Origin of the sequence: Nonomuraea sp. NPDC048826, assembly GCF_043198225.1 — a bacterium.
Classification (GTDB): domain Bacteria; phylum Actinomycetota; class Actinomycetes; order Streptosporangiales; family Streptosporangiaceae; genus Nonomuraea.
In genome coordinates, this window is sequence record NZ_JBICUQ010000008.1 from 318,698 (window position 1) to 337,019 (window position 18,322).

The 18,322-nt window shown below is 71.6% G+C and carries 18 protein-coding genes and 1 pseudogene; 6 read left to right on the forward strand and 13 right to left on the reverse strand.

Annotated elements, in window-relative coordinates; all coding sequences use genetic code 11:
* The first annotated feature begins 30 nt into the window (after positions 1-30).
* On the forward strand, positions 31-525 hold the full coding sequence (locus ACGFI7_RS29145; protein WP_393410014.1) for a MarR family winged helix-turn-helix transcriptional regulator: 495 nt from the start codon (positions 31-33) through the stop codon (positions 523-525).
* Positions 526-534: 9 nt separating this feature from the next.
* On the opposite strand, the gene ACGFI7_RS29150 is transcribed toward ACGFI7_RS29145, so the two are convergent.
* The 7 genes from ACGFI7_RS29150 to ACGFI7_RS29180 form a co-directional block, all read right to left on the reverse strand.
* Positions 535-2,121: a penicillin-binding transpeptidase domain-containing protein gene (locus ACGFI7_RS29150; RefSeq protein WP_393410016.1), complete on the reverse strand. Its 1,587-nt coding sequence runs from the start codon at positions 2,119-2,121 to the stop codon at positions 535-537.
* A gap of 75 nt (positions 2,122-2,196) precedes the next feature.
* Positions 2,197-2,856 (reverse strand): lysophospholipid acyltransferase family protein, encoded by a 660-nt coding sequence (locus ACGFI7_RS29155; RefSeq protein WP_393410017.1) that lies wholly within the window; start codon positions 2,854-2,856, stop codon positions 2,197-2,199.
* Between the two features lie 257 nt (positions 2,857-3,113).
* A complete protein-coding gene (locus ACGFI7_RS29160) occupies positions 3,114-3,710 on the reverse strand; it encodes an NUDIX hydrolase (protein WP_393410019.1) in 597 nt (198 codons plus the stop codon).
* 12 nt (positions 3,711-3,722) lie between these two features.
* The gene (locus tag ACGFI7_RS29165) at positions 3,723-3,953 is read right to left on the reverse strand and encodes a hypothetical protein (RefSeq protein WP_393410021.1); all 231 of its coding nucleotides are present in this window, start codon (positions 3,951-3,953) and stop codon (positions 3,723-3,725) included.
* A 67-nt stretch (positions 3,954-4,020) separates the two neighbouring features.
* Positions 4,021-4,221 carry a hypothetical protein gene (locus ACGFI7_RS29170; protein ID WP_393410022.1) on the reverse strand — a complete coding sequence of 67 codons (201 nt, stop codon included), beginning with the start codon at positions 4,219-4,221 and terminating at the stop codon, positions 4,021-4,023.
* Between the two features lie 94 nt (positions 4,222-4,315).
* On the reverse strand, positions 4,316-5,431 hold the full coding sequence (locus tag ACGFI7_RS29175) for a PQQ-dependent sugar dehydrogenase (RefSeq protein ID WP_393410024.1): 1,116 nt from the start codon (positions 5,429-5,431) through the stop codon (positions 4,316-4,318).
* Between the two features lie 134 nt (positions 5,432-5,565).
* Entirely contained in the window at positions 5,566-6,744 is a 1,179-nt protein-coding gene (locus ACGFI7_RS29180) for a cysteine desulfurase-like protein (protein ID WP_393410026.1), read from the reverse strand.
* Between ACGFI7_RS29180 and ACGFI7_RS29185 the strand changes: the two genes are divergently transcribed.
* Positions 6,743-7,807 (forward strand): winged helix DNA-binding domain-containing protein, encoded by a 1,065-nt coding sequence (locus ACGFI7_RS29185; protein WP_393410028.1) that lies wholly within the window; start codon positions 6,743-6,745, stop codon positions 7,805-7,807. The genes ACGFI7_RS29180 and ACGFI7_RS29185 overlap by 2 nt on opposite strands.
* Here ACGFI7_RS29185 and ACGFI7_RS29190 read toward each other — a convergent pair.
* A complete protein-coding gene (locus ACGFI7_RS29190) occupies positions 7,783-8,226 on the reverse strand; it encodes a hypothetical protein (protein ID WP_393410030.1) in 444 nt (147 codons plus the stop codon). The two genes, ACGFI7_RS29185 and ACGFI7_RS29190, sit on opposite strands and share 25 nt — an antisense overlap.
* Positions 8,227-8,294: 68 nt before the next feature.
* Here ACGFI7_RS29190 and ACGFI7_RS29195 point away from each other — a divergent pair, with 68 nt between their 5' ends.
* Both ACGFI7_RS29195 and ACGFI7_RS29200 read left to right on the forward strand, forming a co-directional pair.
* A complete protein-coding gene (locus ACGFI7_RS29195; protein WP_393410032.1) occupies positions 8,295-9,725 on the forward strand; it encodes a wax ester/triacylglycerol synthase family O-acyltransferase in 1,431 nt (476 codons plus the stop codon).
* A gap of 16 nt (positions 9,726-9,741) precedes the next feature.
* Complete coding sequence (locus ACGFI7_RS29200) at positions 9,742-10,806, forward strand: winged helix DNA-binding domain-containing protein (RefSeq protein ID WP_393410034.1); 1,065 nt, start codon at positions 9,742-9,744, stop codon at positions 10,804-10,806.
* Position 10,807: 1 nt separating this feature from the next.
* On the opposite strand, the pseudogene ACGFI7_RS29205 reads toward ACGFI7_RS29200, so the two are convergent.
* Both ACGFI7_RS29205 and ACGFI7_RS29210 read right to left on the reverse strand, forming a co-directional pair.
* A pseudogene (locus ACGFI7_RS29205) lies at positions 10,808-11,893 on the reverse strand (RNA polymerase sigma factor); the annotation flags it as partial.
* A gap of 13 nt (positions 11,894-11,906) precedes the next feature.
* The gene (locus ACGFI7_RS29210; protein WP_393410036.1) at positions 11,907-12,665 is read right to left on the reverse strand and encodes a protein phosphatase 2C domain-containing protein; all 759 of its coding nucleotides are present in this window, start codon (positions 12,663-12,665) and stop codon (positions 11,907-11,909) included.
* Between the two features lie 155 nt (positions 12,666-12,820).
* Between ACGFI7_RS29210 and ACGFI7_RS29215 the strand changes: the two genes are divergently transcribed.
* The gene (locus ACGFI7_RS29215; protein ID WP_393410038.1) at positions 12,821-13,582 is read left to right on the forward strand and encodes a class I SAM-dependent DNA methyltransferase; all 762 of its coding nucleotides are present in this window, start codon (positions 12,821-12,823) and stop codon (positions 13,580-13,582) included.
* A gap of 45 nt (positions 13,583-13,627) precedes the next feature.
* Complete coding sequence (gene add / locus ACGFI7_RS29220) at positions 13,628-14,575, forward strand: adenosine deaminase (RefSeq protein WP_393410040.1); 948 nt, start codon at positions 13,628-13,630, stop codon at positions 14,573-14,575.
* 562 nt (positions 14,576-15,137) lie between these two features.
* On the opposite strand, the gene ACGFI7_RS29225 is transcribed toward add, so the two are convergent.
* The 3 genes from ACGFI7_RS29225 to ACGFI7_RS29235 are packed head-to-tail and all read right to left on the reverse strand — an operon-like array spanning position 15,138 to position 18,286.
* Positions 15,138-15,860, reverse strand: coding sequence for a hypothetical protein (locus ACGFI7_RS29225; protein WP_393410042.1), 723 nt, complete (start codon positions 15,858-15,860; stop codon positions 15,138-15,140).
* 39 nt (positions 15,861-15,899) lie between these two features.
* Positions 15,900-16,088: a hypothetical protein gene (locus ACGFI7_RS29230; protein WP_393410044.1), complete on the reverse strand. Its 189-nt coding sequence runs from the start codon at positions 16,086-16,088 to the stop codon at positions 15,900-15,902.
* Entirely contained in the window at positions 16,085-18,286 is a 2,202-nt protein-coding gene (locus tag ACGFI7_RS29235; protein WP_393410046.1) for a hypothetical protein, read from the reverse strand. Before ACGFI7_RS29235 ends, ACGFI7_RS29230 begins: the two co-directional genes overlap by 4 nt.
* Positions 18,287-18,322: the final 36 nt, after the last annotated feature.

Genomic DNA, 18,322 nt, shown 5'->3' on the forward strand with positions numbered 1-18,322 from the left:
ATATACATGTAAAATAACAACTATCTGTACGTGAGCATAGACTCGTGGATCGTGGAGCGCAACGGTGACGAGCACGTCGAGACGGTCGAACGCGCGATGATGGCCATCCGCCGCAGCCAGAGCCGCCGCACGCTGGCCCGGCTGGCCGCGGCCCGTGAGCTGACCGGAGCGGTTCCCGCGTCGGGCGCCGAAGTCCTGGACGTCATCGAGGAGGCCGAGGAGAACGGCGCCGCGGCGACCGTCACCGGGGTGGCCGCGGCGCTCGACGTCGACCAGCCACGCGCCAGCAAGCTGGTCGCCGCCGCCGTGGCGGCGGGCCTGGTGCGGCGCGAGGCCGATCAGGCGGACGGACGCAAGGCCCTGCTCGTGCGCACGCCCGCCGGGCGCCGCGTGTCGGCGGAGATCCACGCCTTCCGGCGGCAGATCTTCACCGAGGCCATGGACGGCTGGCCCGAGTCCGACCGCGCCGAGTTCGCCCGCCTCCTCACCGAGTTCGTGGAGTCCCTGCGAGAGGCCTCCCGCTGAGAAAGCGGGTCAGCGGGAGGAAAGCAGGGCGCGCAGGAAGTCGGCGGCCACCGGGGCCGCGACCTTGCCGCCGCCTCCGCCGCCCTCCACCACCACCGCGAACGCCACGTCGTCCCTGAACCCGATGAACCACGCGTGGGAGTCGAGCTCGGGCCCCGTGCCGTACTCGGCCGTGCCCGTCTTGCCGCGGGTGCCCGGCGGCAGGCCCGCGGCCTTCGCCGTGCCCTTGGTGACGACGGCCGCCATCATCGCGTGCATGTCCTTCGTCACCCCGTCGGGCAGCGGCCGGGGCTTGGCCTTCTGCTCCCTCTCGGGCACCAGCGTCGGCGGTCGCCAGGTGCCGTCGGCGAGCGCGGCGGCCACGGACGCCATCGACAGCGGGCTGGCCGTGATGCGCCCCTGGCCGAACGACTCGGCCGCCAGCTCGGCGTCGGACTCCGCCTTGGGGAAGCTGGGCTCGGCCGCGGGCAGCCCGATCTCCAGCGGCGTGTTGAAGCCGACCAGCTCGGCCGTCTCCAGCAGTTTGCCCGCGCCCAGCCGCTGCTGGGTGAGGGGCGCGAAGGAGGTGTTGCACGAGTACGCGAACGAGTCGAGGAACGAGACCCGGCCGTAGGCGGCCCGCTCGGAGTTGCGGATCCGCAGCCCGCCCACGGTCGCGTACTTCGGGCAGGTCACGGAGTCGCCCGGCTTCAGCCCGTCGGCCAGCAGCCCGACCGCCGTGACCGCCTTGAACGTCGAACCCGGCGGGTAGCGGCCGTCGACGGCCCGGTTGAACCCGCCCCGGTTGTTGACCACGGCCAGGATCTCCCCGGTGCCGGGCTTGATCGCCACCAGCGAGGCGGGCTTGTCGAGGTCCTTGACGGCGGTGACGGCGGCGTCCTGCGCCTGCGGGTCGAGCGAGGTGGTCAGCGACTCGCCGTCTTCGCCCTCGATCGTCTCCAGGGTGGTCTCGCCCACCCGGATCTCGGTCGTCGGCGTGCCGGCGAGCCGCTTCTCGAACGTCTGCTGCAGCCCGCCGCGCCCGACCGCCTGCCCGGTCCGGTAGGCGGAGCCGAGCCGCTGGACGTCCTTCTTGGTGGCCTTGTCGAGGTAGCCCACGAGCTGCTGGACCGAGCCGCCGACCTCGCCGGTGTCGATGCGGTTGCCGTCGGCGTCGACGATCGGGGCCCGCTCGGGCCACTTCGCCTTGAGCGAGAACTCCGCCCCCGGGGTGACTTTCGGGTGCAGCGCGGCAGGGCTCCAGTCGACCTTCCAGTGGCGGTCGGCCACCTTGAGCTTGAGCTCGCCGTCGTACGTCCACTCGCCGAGGTTCTTCAGCCGGTGAGTGACGGTGTAGGGGACGGTGGCGCGGTCGTCGCCCTCGCGCGGCTGCCCGAGCGTCACCCGGGTGGACTCCACGCCGAGGGACTGGCGGAGCTTGTCGTAGAGGTCGAGCGGGCCGGGGGCGGCCAGCTCGGCGCTCATCCGCGCCCGGTCGCCCGCCTGCCACGCGGCGGTGAAGCGCTGCGCCGTCTCGGCGGGCGTGCCGCGGGTGTGCAGCACGTAGTAGGCGCCACCGGCGGCGGCCCCCACCGCCAGCACGGAGACGGTTGACACGATCACGATGGTGCGCGTGCGCGCCACTGTCAGCCCCCTGACCGTCGACAGGGGACCGAGCTTAGCGGGGTCGGCTCACGCCGTGCCATTGGACGATTTGTGACCCGACGCGTACTGCGGGACGTACTCCTGCCCGGAGAGCCGCTGGATGGCGGCCATGACCTCGTCGGTGACGCGGCGCCGGTCGCGCGCGTCGCGGTGGTCGCCGTCGAACCGCAGGGGCTCGCCGATCCGGATGCCGACGGTCGCCGGGCGGGGCACTTTGGCGCCGAACGGCATCACCTTGTCAGTGCCGCTGAGCGCCACCGGCAGCACCGGCGCGCCCGTCTTGAGCGCCAGCCAGGCGACGCCGACCTTGCCGCGGTAGAGGCGGCCGTCGGGGGAGCGGGTGCCCTCCGGGTGGATGCCGAACAGCTCGCCGCGCTCCAGCAGCCCGGCGGCGGCGTCGAGCATCTCCTGCGCGGCCCTGGCGCTCTCGCGGTCGGTCGGCAGGCTGCCGCCCAGCCGCATGAACCAGCTGGAGACGGGGTTGCCGGAGAAGTACTCGTTCTTCGCGGCGAACGTGACGTGCCGCGGGAGCAGCGCGGGCAGCAGGAACGAGTCGATCACCGACAGGTGGTTGGCCGCCAGGATGGCCGGCCCGGTGCGGGGCACGTGGGCCGCCCCGGACAGGTGGGGCCGGCACATGGCGTGGGTGAGCGGCACCGCGGCGAACTTGACCACGTGATACAGCAAGTTGGCTCTCCAGGGAGGCGATCGTGTCGGTCCGGCGCCACTCACCTTAAACGGGTCGCGCCCCGTCCGTGGACGGGGCGCGAGACGTGTTGAGGCCGATGTGGCGGTCGCCTCCTCGGCGAGATGCACAACACGGCTCCAGCCGAACGGTATTCCGTGAAGGCGGTAATTTGCGGCCCGGGGGACACAGACCACATCGGCCATTCGATGCTAACGGACATCCGGCTGAAGGTATTCCACCCGGTCCCAAGAATCGGTCACGTTCTGGTCCAGTGTGGCTGCACCACGTCGAACACCCGCAGCTCACGGCCACGCAGCGCGACCTCCGCGAACTGCCACAAAATCGCCCCGGTCGGCGCGTGGATGACGATGGAGGGCCCCAGCGGCATCTGCAGCAGCTCACCCCGCCAGCGCGGCACGCCGGGCGCCACCAGCCACTCCAGCGGCACCTCGTGCACCGAGGCGACCTCGCGCGGATCGGCCACCGGCCGCTGCCGGCCGCCGAAGGCCACCACCGGCGTGATGACGAACCCGGAGTCGGTGACGAAGTCGTCGAGCAGCCCCGCCACCGTCACGCCGCCGACCGCGGTCTCCTCCTCCAGCTCCCGCAGCGCGGCCTCCACCGGCCCTTCGCCGTCGTCCAGCCGCCCTCCGGGCAGCGCCCACTGCCCCGGGTTCCGGCCGCGCGGCGCCCGCCTGATCACGATCGTGTACGGGTCGCGCCGCTCGTCCTCCAGCACGCAGACGGTCACGGCGGCCCGACGGATCCCGGTGGCGGGCGGCACCTCCCGCCGGTCGAAGGCGCGCAGGCGGGCGGTCACCAGATCCCGGAGCTCGTCGATGGGGGGCAGCATCCGCCCAGGATCTCATGCGGCCAGCAGCGCACCCAGGGCCGTGCCCGCGGCCATGGCGGCGGCCGCGGCGAGCGCCGCCCAGCGGCCCAGGGACTCCCCGCGGGCGTGCCCGGCGACGCCCAGCAGGATCCCGGCCACGCCGAACGCGATCGGCAGATAGAGCAGGGCGACGGCCGCGCAGGCGATCCCGGCCGCCGACAGCGCCCCGGTGAGCGGGTCCCGCGGATCGTGCGGGGCGGTCATCACGCCCCCTCTCGGTGTACGGGCCGGTCAGCCCATCACATACCCGTACCGCCCTCGGGGTCCAGCTTCATGCGCGGCGGGCGACGACGCCCCGCACGTGCCAGTCCTCGGCCTGCCAGTGGCAGATCGTCCACCCCTTGGCCTCCAGCATCTCCACGCACCAGAAGATCAGGGCAGTGGTGGCGCCGACGCTCCCCGCGCTGACGAACAGGTGCCGGTGCGGGTAGCTGTCCATCATGGCCGGGTAGAGCGCGAGGTCGGAAGCCATGACCACACGCTGCTGGCACATGCGGTCGAAGACCTTCTGAGTCATCTGCGCACCGGTCCGGGACGGTCGGAGAGGGACGTTCGCGGTCAGCAGGCTATCCGAGTGAGGAGCCGGCGGGGACGAGCTCGACCCGGATGATGCGGTCGTCACCGGGGCGCGGATCGGTGCCGCCCCAGGTCGCCCGGTCGGTGTTGGAGGTGACGAGCCACAGCGCCCCGTCGGGGGCGACCTCGACGGTGCGGATGCGGCCGTACTCGCCCGCGTAGTGCTCGACGGGTTCGCCGGCGGCCTCATCCCCCCGTACGGGGAGCTGCCACAGGCGCTGCCCGCCGAGCGCGCCCATCCATAGGGAGCCGTGCGCGTAGGCGATGCCCGACGGGGACGCCTCGTCCGGGTGGAGGGTGAAGATCGGCGGCTCGCCGGTGTCGCCCTCGACGCCCTCGGTCTCGGGCCATCCGTAGTCGAGCCCCGGCCGCAGCACGTTGACCTCGTCCCAGGTGCGGTGGCCCAGCTCGGAGGCGTACGCCGTCCGGTCGGGGCCGAAGGCGATGCCCTGGACGTTGCGGTGCCCGGAGGAGTAGATCGCGGTGCCGGACGGGTTGTCGCCGGGGATCGACCCGTCCAGCCGGACGCGGAGGATCTTGCCGTTGAGTGACGCGTCGTCGGCGGCGTTCTCCGGTTCGAACGCGTCCCCGGTGCCGATCCACAGGTGGCCGTCGGGGCCGACGCGCAGCCGGCCGCCGTGGTGCCGGTCCGCGGTGCCGATGCCGTCCAGGACGACGCGGTCCCGCCGCAGCGCGCCGAAGTCCTCGGCCACCTCGAAGGCGACGACGCGGTTGACCGGGCTCCCCGAGACGTACGCGAAGATCGTCCGGTCATCCTCGAAGCCGGGTGACACCGCCAGGCCGAGCAGCCCGCCCTCGGCGCTGGTCACCACGTCGGGCACCACGCCGACCAGCGCGGCGGAGCCGCCTCCGGCGGGGACGCGCAGGATCTCGCCCGTCAGCCGCTCGGAGACCAGCGCGGATCCGTCCGGGAGGAAGGCCAGGCCCCACGGCGCGTTCAGCCCGGTGACGAGCTCGGTCCGCTCGCCTGGGCGCGCGAGCGTCGGCTGGGGCTGGGCCTGGAGCTGGGACCGCGCCGGGGCGGTGGCGCACCCGGTCAGCCCGATCGCGACCGCGAGGGCCAGGATCCTGAGTTTCGCGTCCACGTATCCTCCGCAGATTGGTATCAGCGATAGCATCGCACAGTTTCCATTGATACTGTAACGCCGCTAACCGATATTTGCTATCACTGATTCACGGAGAACGATGCCCGCGAGCCGGCGGCGACCGGGGTCCGCCGCTACGGCAGGGCGTCGAGCAGGCGGTCCACGTCCGTACGGTCGTTGTAGTGCACCAGGCCCGCCCGCACCGCGCTGCCCGCGTCGCGGATGCCGAGCGCGGCCGTCAGCTCCCAGGCGTAGTTGTGGCCGTTCCACACGTTCACCCGGGCCGCCGCCAGCCGCTCGGCCACCTCGCGCGGGGTCTTGCCCGCCACCGTGAAGTAGGCGGTGGCCGTGCGCCTGGCCGGCTTGCCGTACACCGTGACCCGCGGCATCGACTCCAGGCCCGCCAGCAGGTGGCCGAACAGCTCCAGCTCGTGCTCCTCCGCCGCCGCCATCGAGGCCAGCAGCCGCTCCCGCCGCGTGCCGGTGCCCGGCACCATCGCCGCCAGGTGGTCCACGGCCGCGGTCACCCCGGCCAGGTCGGCGAAGGCGGCCGTGCCCCGCTCGAACCGATCCGGCACCGTGTCGGATGCGGAGTCCAGCTTGTCCGGATGGACCGTCTCCAGCAGCGCCGGGTCGGCGATCACCGCGCCGATGTGCGGACCCGACCACTTGTAGGCGCTGGTGGCGTAGAAGTCGGCGCCCAGCGCCTTCATGTCGACCGGCCCGTGCGCGGTCGCGTGCACCCCGTCCACGTACGTGAGCGCGCCCGCCTCGTGCGCCAGCGCGCAGATCGCGGCCACGTCGGGCCGGGTGCCGAGCACGTTGCTCGCCGCCGTCACCGCCACCAGCCGGGTGCGCGGCCCGATCAGGTCCGCGTACTGCTCCACCGGCAGCTCCCCGGTCACCGGGTCCACCTCGGCCCACCGCACCGTCGCCCCGGTGTGCACCCAGGGCCGCACGTTCGCGTCGTGGTCCAGCCGCGACAGCACCACCTCGTCGCCCGGCCCCCACCGCTTGGCCAGCGCCCCGGCCAGCCGGTAGGTGAGCGTGGTCATGTTCGGCCCCAGGACGACCCCGTCGGGGTGGCCGCCCACCAGGTCGGCCACCGCCGCCCGGCAGCCCGCCACGATCGCCTCCGAACGATGGCTGGCCGGGAACGCGCCGCCCACGTTGCCGATGCCCTGCCGGTAGGCGCCGGCGATCGCGTCGATGACGGACTGCGGCGCCTGCGTGCCCGCCGCGCCGTCGAGATAGGCGTACCCGTCGGCGAGCGCGGGGTAGGCCGAACGTACTGATGCGAGAGGAAACGTCATGATGGACATCATGCTCTCGCTCAAGGACGTCAACCGGGCCACTCTGGCCCGTCAGCACCTGCTGCGCCGCCATGACGGCACCGCGGCCGACGTGGTGCACCGGCTCGCCGGGCTGCAGGCGCAGGAGCCGCGCCCGCCCTACCTGGGTGTCTGGACCAGACTGGCCGGGTTCGAGCGGGCCGAGCTGCACGAGGCGCTGCACGCCGGCGCGCTGGTGCGGGCTTCCCTGCACCGGGGGACGCTCCACCTGGTGACCGCGGCCGACTTCGCCGCGTTCCGTCCGGTGCTCGCGCCCGTGCTCGACGCGGCGGCCCGGCGCTTCCCCGACCTGGACCCGGCCCCCGTGGTGGCGGCGGCCGAGCGGATGCTTGCCGAGCGTCCGCACACGTTCAACGAGCTGCGGCCGCGGCTGGCCGCGGAGTTCCCCGGCGCCTACGACCGGGCGCTCGGGTACGCGGTGCGCATGATGACGCCGCTGGTCATGGTGCCGACCGAGGACCGGTGGAGCTTCCCGCGCGACCCGGCGTTCGCGCTGCCCGGCGTCGAGCAGGACCCGCGACCGGGGGTCGAGCACCTCGTCGAGCGCTATCTGGCCGCGTTCGGGCCCGCCACCGCCGCCGACGCGCAGGCGTGGTCGGGGCTGGGCGGCCTCAAGCCGGTGCTGAAGGGCATGCGCGAGCGGCTGGAGGTGCTCACCGACGAGACGGGCCGGGAGCTGTACGACCTGCCAGGCGCGCCGCGCCCGGGCGGTGACGCACCGGCTCCGGTCCGGTTCCTGCCGGACTTCGACAACCTGATGCTGGGCCACGCCGACCGCACCCGCGTCCTGGCCGAGGAGCACCGCGCCGCCGTCGTCACCAAGAACCTGCGGGTCCGCGCCACCTACCTGGTCGACGGGTTCGTGGCGGGCACATGGCAGGTCAAGCGGTCGGGCAAGAAGGCGAAACTGCTCGTCACGCCGTTCGCCGGCCACCCGCTGGACCCGCTGGAGGAGGAGGGCCTGGCCCTGCTGGCCTTCGCCGAGCCGGACGCCGCCTCCTACACGCTGGAGGCCGCGAGCTGAGCCCGGTTCACCCGGAACACGATCACCGCCGTCAGCGCGGCGACCGCCGCCCCCTGCGCCACCACGACGGCGTCGACCCACAGCGGGTCCACGTCCAGCGCCCGCAGCGGCAGCTGCGGCAGCGTGGAGACCGCCGCCAGCGCCAGCCACCCCACCAGGAGCCGCCCGCCCGCCGGTCGCAGCACATCGAGCAGCGGCGCCGGGCGGCCGGCGCGGGCCACGACGACGAGCCAGCCGCCGAGCGCCGCGACCGTGGCCCCGCCGATCGCCATCAGCAGCCCGAGCAGCCTCAGCATGGTCGCCGTCGTCACATCCGGGTCGTAGGACCAGGAGAAGTACCAGAACGCCACCGCGCAGCTGACGAACGCCAGCGTCGTGCCGGTCGCGCCCAGCAGACGGGCGAGCCGGAGATCGCGCATGTCATCACCGTAGCCGCTGCTTGCCCGGGGACGTCAGAAAATGGTTGGGTCGAGAATGAGGTGAACCCATGCCGCAGCTTTCCGCCCTGGACGCGCAGTTCCTGCACTTCGAGACCGCGACCAACGTGGCCAACATCGCCGGACTCGCCATCCTCGACGGCGAGCTCCACCGCGCCGACCTGCAGGCCCTGCTGCAGGCGCGGCTGCCGTACGTGCCCGCGCTGCGGCGCAAGCTGGCCCCGGTGCCGCTCGGCCTGGATCACCCGTACTGGGAGCAGGAGGACGACCTCGACCTCGACTACCACGTACGGGAGATCGGCTTGCCGCCCAGCGGTGACGACCGGCAGCTCGCCGAGCAGGTGTCGAGACTGCACGCGCGCCGCCTGGACCGCTCCCGGCCGCTGTGGGAGATCTACCTGATCCACGGCCTGGCCGACGGACGCACCGGCCTCTACACGAAGATCCACCACGCGGCCGTCGACGGGATCGGCGGCGCCGACGTGCTGGCCGCGCTGCTCGACCTGGGCCCCACGCCCGCCCCGCCGCCCCCGCACGCGCCCGAGCACGACGAGCCGCCGCCCGGGGCCGCGGAGATGCTGCTGCGCGGCCTGGCCAGGATGGCGCTGAACCCGGCGCACGCGGTCCGGTTCGCCGCCCAGGCGGTGCCGCACCTGGACGAGATCCCGGTCCTGTCCTCGCTCCCGGGCAGCCACACGCTCTCCGGGCTGGCGCGCAGGGCCGCAGGCGCGGGCCAGGCGCCCGAGCTGCCGGCCACGCCCGCGCCGCGAACGCCGTTCAGCGGCCCGGTCTCCCCGCACCGCCGCTTCGCGTTCGTGTCGCTGCCGCTGGCCGAGATCAAGGCGGTGCGCAAGCGGTTCGAGGTGACGGTCAACGACGTCGTCATGGCCGTGTGCGCGGGCGCGCTGCGCCGCTGGATGGCCGCGCACGGCGGGCCGCCCGACCGGGCGCTGGTGGCCGGGGTGCCGTTCTCGCTCCGCGACACCGGCGACGAGCAGGCCGGCAACCAGGTCACGATCGTGCCCGCGCCGCTGGCCGCGCACCTGGACGACCCGGTGGAGCGGCTGCGCGACGTGCGTGACGCGATGTGCCGGATCAAGGACAGGTTCGCGCTGGCGCCCGCGCGCTGGCTGCGCGAGTTCAGCGAGTCCATGCCGGCCGCCCTCATGGGGCTGGCCTCCCGGTCGGCGTTCGGGCTGCTCGGCCAGACGGCGCCGCCGATCAACGTCATGGTCTCGAACGTCCCGGGCCCGCAGTTCCCGCTGTACGTGTGCGGCACGCGGCTGCTCACCCACTATCCGGTCTCGGTGATCACCGACATGAGCGGCGGGGTCAACATCACGGCCTTCTCCTACGACGGCTCGGTCGACTTCGGCGTGGTCACCGACCGGGTGATGGTGCCGGACGCGTGGGAGCTGGCCGGGTTCCTGCGCGACGCCCTCGACGAGTTGCTCAACGCGGAAGCAATCTTTCCGCATTAACGCATAGCGTGACGTCATGACGCTGAACCGCCGGGTGCTCAACCGGACGACGCTCGACCGCCAGCTCCTGCTCAGCCGCTCCGGCATGACGGCCGCCCAGGCGATCGAGCGGCTGGTCGCGATCCAGGGCCAGGACGTCAACCCGCCGTACTTCGGGCTCTGGTCCCGCCTGACCGCCTTCACCCAGGACGACCTGATCACGCTGCTCCACGGCAAGCAGGTCGTGCGCGGCTCGCTGCTGCGCGGCACCCAGCACCTCGCCCTGGCCGACGACTACCTGTGGCTGCGTCCCCTCGTGCAGCCCTCGATCTCCCGCCAGCGGCAGGCGGCGTTCGGCCGCGACACCCGCGACGTGGACCTCGACGAGCTGGCCGAGCTCGCCCACGGCCACCTGCGGGGCCGCACCCTGAGCCGTTCGAAGCTGCGCGACCTGCTGGCGGTGCGCTGGCCCGACGTGGCGCCGATGGCCCTCGGCTGGTCGGCCCAGGCGCTGCTGCCCATCGTGCACACCCCGCCCAGCGGCATCTGGAACAAGGGCGGCGGCACCCCGTTCACCCTGGCCGAGGAGTGGCTCGGCCGCCCCCTGCAGACCGCGCCGCCGGTCGAGCGGATGGTGACGCGCTATCTCGCGGGGTTCGGGCCCGCCTCGGTGATGGACGTGCAAGCCTGGTCGGGCCTCACCCGGCTGCGGCCGGTGATCGAGGCCATGGGGCTGCGCGAGTATCGCGACGAACAGGGCAAGGTGCTGTACGACCTGCCGGACGCGCCGCTGGCCGACGGGGACGAGCCCGCGCCCGTACGGTTCCTGCCGTACTTCGACAACCTCTGCGTCGCCTACGCCGACCGCACCCGGCTAATGACGGACGAGCAGCGCAAGGTCATCAGCGTGGGCGCGACGGTCTACCCGACCTTCCTGGTCGACGGCATGGTGGCGGGCATGTGGGACCTCCAGGACGGCGGCCTCGTCATGCGGCCCTTCGCGCCGCTGCCCGCCGGCGTGGTCGCCGAGCTGGAGGAGGAAGGCGCCCGCCTGCTCGCCTTCGCCGGCTTCCCCGGCGGCCCGATCAAGATCGCTGAGTGAGTCAGCCCAGATAGTCGCGCAGGGCCATGGCCCGCGACGGGTGGCGCAGCTTGGACATGGTCTTCGCCTCGATCTGCCGGATGCGCTCGCGCGTCACCCCGTAGACGCGGCCGATCTCGTCGAGCGTCATCGGGTTGCCGCTGATCAGCCCGTAACGCATCGAGATCACGCCCGCCTCGCGCTCCGACAGCTCGTCGAGCAGCGCGCGCAGCTGGTGCTGCAGCAGGGTGAAGGAGACGGCGTCGGCGGGGGAGACCGCCTCGGTGTCCTCGATCAGGTCGCCGAACTGGCTGTCGCCGTCGTCGCCCAGCGGCGTGTCGAGGGAGATCGGCTCGCGGCCGTAGCTCTGCACCTCGGCCACCCGGGCCGGGGCCAGCTCGGTCTCGACGGCGATCTCCTCGGGGGTCGGCTCGCGGCCGAGCTCGCTCTGCAGCCGCCGCTGCGCCCGCGCCACCTTGTTGATCAGCTCCACCATGTGGACCGGGATGCGGATCGTACGCGCCTGGTCGGCCATGGCCCGGGTGATCGCCTGCTTGATCCACCAGGTGGCGTAGGTGGAGAACTTGTAGCCCAGCCGGTAGTCGAACTTCTCGATCGTCCGGATCAGGCCGAGGTTGCCCTCCTGGATGAGGTCGAGGAACAGCATGCCGCGCCCGGTGTAGCGCTTGGCGATCGACACCACCAGCCGCAGGTTGGCCTCCAGCATGCGGCGCTTGGCGAGCTCGCCGTCCTCGGCGATCCACTCCAGGTCGGCGCGGAGCTCGTCGTCGAGGTCGTCCTCGGTCTCCAGCCGCTCCCTGGCGAACAGGCCGGCCTCGATCCGCTTGGCCAGCTCGATCTCCTGCTCCGCGTTGAGCAGCGGAACCCGCCCGATCTCCTTCAAGTAGGTCTTGACGGAGTCGGCGCCGACGGTCGACACGCCATCGGCCGCGCCGTCGTCCAGTTCGATAACCTCTGCGGTCTGGGTCACGACACTCTCCTCGCTCGGCGGTGAACGGTTGGGCGGCTGCGGCGGCGTACGGGCATCTGCCCCCTGGCTCGGAGAGGAGGGACGGTTCTCCTCCAAGCTACCCAACGCCGCGCGATGGTTGTGACGGCTGTCACCCGGGCGGGAAGGTCACCCAGACGGCGGTCGCGTCGTCGTGCGGCTTGCCGCGCGGCACGCCCCTGGCCAGCTCCTGCTCACGCACGTCGGCCAGCAGCTGCTCCGGCTCGGCGGCACCGGCCGCCAGGCTCTCCCAGGCTCGCCCGTACCAGTCGGCCAGCCGGGTCACGCCGTCGGTGAACAGCGCCGCCCCGCGCAGCTCACGCACCGGCGCCGCGCCCGTGAGCGCCTGGTCGGCCGCCTCCGGGCAGGTGCTCGCCACCCAGAAGCCGCCCGGCCGGTTGCGCGTCGAGGCGACCAGCTCCAGTGAGTACGGCCGCCCGCCCGGCAGATGGTCGAGACGGTCGTCGCGGACGACCGTCACCGAGCCGTCACGCCGCCACAGCACCACCGCCGCGTCGCAGAGCACGAGATACTCCAGCCGGTCGCCGTCGTGGCGGGTGAGCGCCACCGTTGCCGACGGCGAATGGGGGTTGCCCAGGTCGCAGGAGCCGTCGTGGGCCTTCATCGTGGCCGTGATCGCCGCCGCCAGCACCTCGGGCAGCGGATCGCCGCCGTCCATGCCCGGCGCGAGCGCGCCGGCGAGCGTGCGCACCAGCCACGGCACCCCGTGCCGGCACCCGGGCGCCACCCCCGGCGCCGGCGTCGCCCCGTCCAGGACCACGACCCAGGACGGGCCGGCCAGGACGTAGTCCTCGTTCGCCCGGCCGGTCGGATCGGGCGCGGCGGCGCTCGCGTAGCTGACGCGCAGCATCGAACTCCTCGGGAATGACCATCGGATCGGCGGGTAGTGGCCACGAAAAGCCATGCGGAAATCAAGATTTCCGTGTCGCCGGATCACAAACTCGCGAGGTCGTCCTACATTCCGAACACCAGGCCCTCATCCCACATCCATTGGTGGTGCCTCTTGTGACCCGTGCCCGTTCGAGCCTCGTCCACCAGGCCGGCTACGCGCTCAAGAACCCGCACAAGATCATTCCGCACCTGCGGAGACTGAGCCGCGACACCTGGCTGCGCCTGCGCACCCGCGACCATGTCGCCTACTACCGCGCGGTCATGAAGGACGACACCGCGCGCAGCCCCGAGGGCGCCGTCGGATCCCACACGCACCGGCGGTGGCTGGCCCTGGGCCAGATGCAGTTCGACTATCTGGTCGAGCACGGACTCAAGCCGGAGTGCCGGATGCTGGAGATCGGCTGCGGCAACCTGCGCGCCGGCCGGCTGTTCATCGACTACCTGGAGACCGGCAACTACTACGGGATCGACATCTCGCCCGACATCCTCATGGCCGCGCAGGACACGCTGGCCGAGCATGGCCTGGCCGACAAACTGCCGCACCTGACCCCGGTCCGCGACCTGCGGTTCGCCTTCATGCCGAGCGGGCACTTCGACGTCGTGCACGCCCACAGCGTCTTCTCGCACTCGCCCATCGAGGTGATCGACGAGTGCTTCGCGCACGTGGGGCGGGTCATGAAGCCGCACGGCTGGTTCGACTTCACCTTCGACCGCACCGAGGGCAAGGAGCACCACGTGCTGCGGGAGGACTTCTACTACCGCACCGAGACCCTCGTCGCGCTGGCCGCGCGCCACGGGCTCGACGCGGTCTTCATGGACGACTGGGAGCGGCTGCCGCACAAGCAGTCGAAGATCCGCGTCACCCGTCGATCCTGAAATATACGGATGCGTCCGTTGAGGCGCGCCTTCTAAAGTGCCCGGGTGAGAGACATCCGGGCGCTCCCCAAGGCCCACCTGCACGTCCACCTCGAAAGCACCGTACGGCCCGGGACCATTCGCGACCTGGGCGGCACGCCGCCCGGGGACACGCCGTTCCGCACCTTCCGCGAGTTCGCCGACCAGCGGGCCCGGGTACGCGACCTGCTGCGCACCGCCGACGACTTCCGGCGGATCGCGCTCGAGTTCTGCGCTGACGAGGCCGCCCAGGGCACCCGCTACGCCGAGGTCACCTTCACCGCGGCCTCCCACGGCGAACGCGTGGGCGCGCCGGAGATGCCGCTGGAAGCGGTCCTCGACGGGCTGGCCGAGGGACGGCGGTACGGGATCGAGTGCCGCGTGCTGCTCGACCACTCCCGCCGCCGACCGGTGGAGCGCATGTGGCGCACCTACGAGCTGGCGCGGCGGTACGAGGCCGTGGCCGGCATCGGGCTGGCCGGGGACGAGAGCCACCCGCTGGCCCCGTTCGCCGAGGTGTGCGACGCGGCCAGGGACGCGGGGCTGCGCCTGGTCCACCACGCGGGCGAGTTCGGCGGGCCGGACAGCGTACGGGAGGCGCTCACCCTGGGACACGCCGAGCGGCTCGGCCACGGCATCCGCGTGCTGGAGGATCCTGCGGTGGTGCGGGAGGTGCGCGAGCGCGGGGTCCCGCTGGAGGTGTGCCCGACGTCCAACGTGCTGCTCGGGGTGGTGGCGTCGACGGCGGCGCACCCGCTGCCGCGGCTGCGCGAGGCGGGGCTCGCGGTGACGCTCAACACCGACGGGGAGACGGCGCTGGCGGACGAGTACGCCCGCGTGCGCGACACGTTCGGCTGGTCGGACGCCGAACTGGCCGAGCTGGCCAGGGCGGGCGTCCGGGCGTCGTTCGCCGCCCCGGAGCTGAAGGCCGGGATGCTGGCGGGCATCGACGCGTGGCTGGACGGTGGTGCATGATCTGCGCGGCCGGGACCCCGGCGGCGGGGGAGTGCGGGGGACCGGCTGGTAAGCGGTCACGGGGGTGGCGCACCCCGCCGAGATGCTGCCAGCCCTGCCGCAGGCTCTCGTGGCCCGAAGGCCGCACCGGCCCTTCGACCGGGGTGGGATCGCCCTGGTACGCGGGTGCCGCGCTCCACAGGCGCGCGGTCCCGACGGCGGTCATGACCGGGTGGACCGCTCCATACAGGTGCGTCACGCATCTGGGCGCGGACCGGCGCACGGCCACGCAGGCGACGCGCCTCGCGCTCCCGTGTGTCCGGGACGAGGGCGGGCAGGTTAAGGCACGACGAGGCGGCCGGTGGCACCCGCGGACAGGGGGCGCCGACCGGCGCGCGCATCGCCGCGCGGCGGAACGGGTCTGAGACAGGGACTCGCCATGCATTCGGTCGTACTCCTCGCACGAGTCTTTACTCTCAGGCCTACCGCCTGCCCAGTGGGTACAAGCCCAAATTCTCACCAAGTTTCGGGCTGGGCGTGCGGTCCCACGCCGACGAGGCCGACAGTGAGTCGCGCCGTCCCCTCAGCTTTCCAGCGCCGCCACCCGTGCGGTGAGGGCGGCGATCGCCTCGGTCAGGCGCTGGACGTCCGCCGCATGCTGTTGCCTCAGCTCAGCCATCTGTTCCTGGGCCGAACTCATGAGCCCCTGTTCCACGGCGGAGATCCGGCCCAGGACGTCGACGTTCTGCACGCGCAGGGCTCCGTCGATTCCGACATCGCCTCTGAACAAGGCGGCTGGAGACCCTTGAGCGTAAATGCCAGGACCGTGGTCGCTGATCGCCTCGACGCCGCGCCCGCCCTTGATCTTTGAGAGGGCGAGCAGGCCGGCTTCTCCGCCGATCGCGAACACCCCGAAACCGCGCTCATTGAGGCTCTGCCCCCAGACGCCGATGTGTCCTTGGCCGAGCATGCCGAGGGCACTGGGATTCCTGTTGATGCCCTTGACCCCCGCAGCGCCGCCTTTTCCGACCCCGAGGACTCCGTGTCCGCTTTCACCGACACCGAGCACTCCCGAACCCATCACACCGGAGCTGTGCCCCAGCACTCCCGCGCCTTCGTCGGCCCGGCTGGTGCCTTTCACCCCGTTGCGGCCATGACCGTTCACGCCGTCGCCGCTGTCGTTGATCCCGGCGACACCCGAGGCCCCGGATTGTCCGGCCACGCCGAAGACACCGTGGAACTGCACGCTGTCGCCGCGAACTCCGGCTTCGCCGGGGGCTGAGGTGCTTCCATGCAGTGCTGTCATTCTTTCTTCCTTCCGTGCATATGTTTCCGAGCACCTGGGTCAAGGCTGCGGGACTTCCCGCGCCTCCTCCGCCTGGCACAATTCCTCCAGCACCTGCATGGCTCCGCTGATGCGCAGGAGCGTCTCCCGGAGCAGCGCGTCCTGCCGGACGACGTCACGCAGCTGCGCCTCACCGAGCTGGTATTCCCGGGTCAGGTCCGCGAGCCTTTCCCGCAATTGTTCCGTCATGTCGGCTTCCTTTCTCTTTCGGCTTCCGGGGGGTCCGTGATTCTCATGGTCGCCGGATATCCGTGTTCCTCGGGGTAGAGGAGCAGCCCACGCTCTTCCTCCGGCTTGTCGCTTTCCACCTCGACGGGATGGGCCAGGGCCCACGGATCCTGACGTACGCCGGTGACCTGCCACGACACCGTGACGTTCGGCTGGTCCGTGCGTATCGTGAAAGCGTTGTTCCGCACTTCGCCGTCCACAGCGGCCAGAGCGAGCCGGCCGACCGGCGTCACCTGGAAACGGTGGTCGCGGTTGAGCGCCTCGAAGAAGTCGGGGAGGGTGACGGTGACCTCGCCGCGGTCGTCGGTGACTGCGACGCCGGAGTACACGTTCAGCATCTCCGGTGATTCGACGAAGGAATGCGCGAGATATTTACCGGTCGGGTCGAGCGGATGGTCGATGAGGAAAGTGCCGCCAGGCTTGGTGAGGGAGCCATAGATTTTGGTCCCGCCCTCGAGGCTCGATTGCCCGACCACCCGTAGCTTGTTGTGGACGTAGACCTTATCGCCGTGGATGCTGGCGTCACCACCGATGTAGACCGGGGCGTGGATGTCGACCCTGCCGCACTCGAATTGCGCCTCCGGTCCGCGAACAAGCATGCCACGCGTGAACCATGCTTCGCCGGTGTCGATGATGAAGAACAGCGGCCAGTCGACCAGGGGACTGCAATAGACGCCGACTTGGTTGTCGTTCATCATTCCGATGAAGACGCGGTCGGACGCGTTATCGTTGAACCAGATACCGGCGGTGACGTCGGTGCCCTGTCGTACGCGCATGCGGCGACCGGCGTCCAGCACGCCGTTCACCGTCAGTCCGGCGTTGGCGGTGACGGAGCCCTTTGCGGTGAGAGCGCCGTGGACGTTCAACGCGCCCAGCGCGTTGAGGACGTTGCGGGCGTTGAGTACGCCTTGGGCGTCGATGGTGTTTTGTGTGGTGAGGGTGCCTGTGACGTCGAGTTTGCCGGCGATGGCGACTTTGCTGCCGGGAAAGGTTGTTTCGCCGGTGGTGGTGTTGATGCGTAGGGCCCAGCCGGCGCCGGTGTTGCCCAGGATGCCGACGGTGGTGTCGTCGACCATGCCGATGAAGGCCCGGTCGGCGTTGGGCACGCGTTGGTGGAACCAGATGCCGGAGGTGACATCTTCGCCCTGGCGTACCCGCATGCGGCGACCGGCGTCCAGCACACCGTTCACCGTCAGTCCGGCGTTGGCGGTCACGGAGCCCTTTGCGGTGAGAGCGCCGTGGACGTTCAACGCGCCCAGTGCGTCCAGGACGTTGTGGACTTTCAACGTGTTGAGCACATTCAGGACGCCATGAACGTTCATGCTCCCGGTGATCTCGACGGCGGCACGGGCGGTCAGCTTGCCGGCGATGTCGGCGTCCCCACGAGCGCGCAGCGTCGAATGGACCGACACGTCGCCCGTCGCGCCGTCGACGCTGAGCGATCGCCGGTGACCGTCGGTCGAGGTCAGGGTGAGGGCGACGTCACCTTTCGAGTCAGCCGCGAACTCGGCCATCACCCGTTGCCCGACCTTGAGGCCGGCTCCGCCGGAGTCGGTGGCGGCCCGTAGTTCCAGGCGTCCGGTGGGCACGCCCACGAGGCGGCGTAGGCCGGCGGAAGAGGCCGTGACCCTGCCGTCGTCCAGCGTCAGCTGTGCCAGCACCACCTGCCGGCCGTCGTCGTCCTCCACCGGGATCAGGCGGAACCAAGGGGCGTGCACGAGCTGGGGTGGGTCGTCGGGGTCCTCCCGCTGCAGCACTTCAAGCCAGGTGACCGTCAGCAGGCGGTCACCGTTCACCTCGGCCGTCCCGAGCGCCACCCCGTCGTCCGCGACGAGCACGGTCATGATGTCGTCGATCTGATCCGGGTCCGCGGCCGGATCGACGACGGCCGCGCCACCCGGCCGCAGGACGATCAAGCGCCCTTCCACGTCGATCGCCGCACCCGGGCTGACTCTCACTCCGCCCGATCCTCCGGCTGCCGCCCGTACGGTCATCCCCGCGGCCACGCCCCATGTGAGGCAGGCAGTGTTGCGGGCCTGGTCCATGGGCAGCAGATAGCGGTGCATGTCCGTGTGACTCTGGGCGCTGCCGGTGGCGCCGATGCGCGGGATGTACAGGTCGTGGTCCCAGTACTCGCTCCGCTTCAGTGTGTTGCCCATGGATTCCCCCGTGGCGTGCAGATGGACGGGACACCG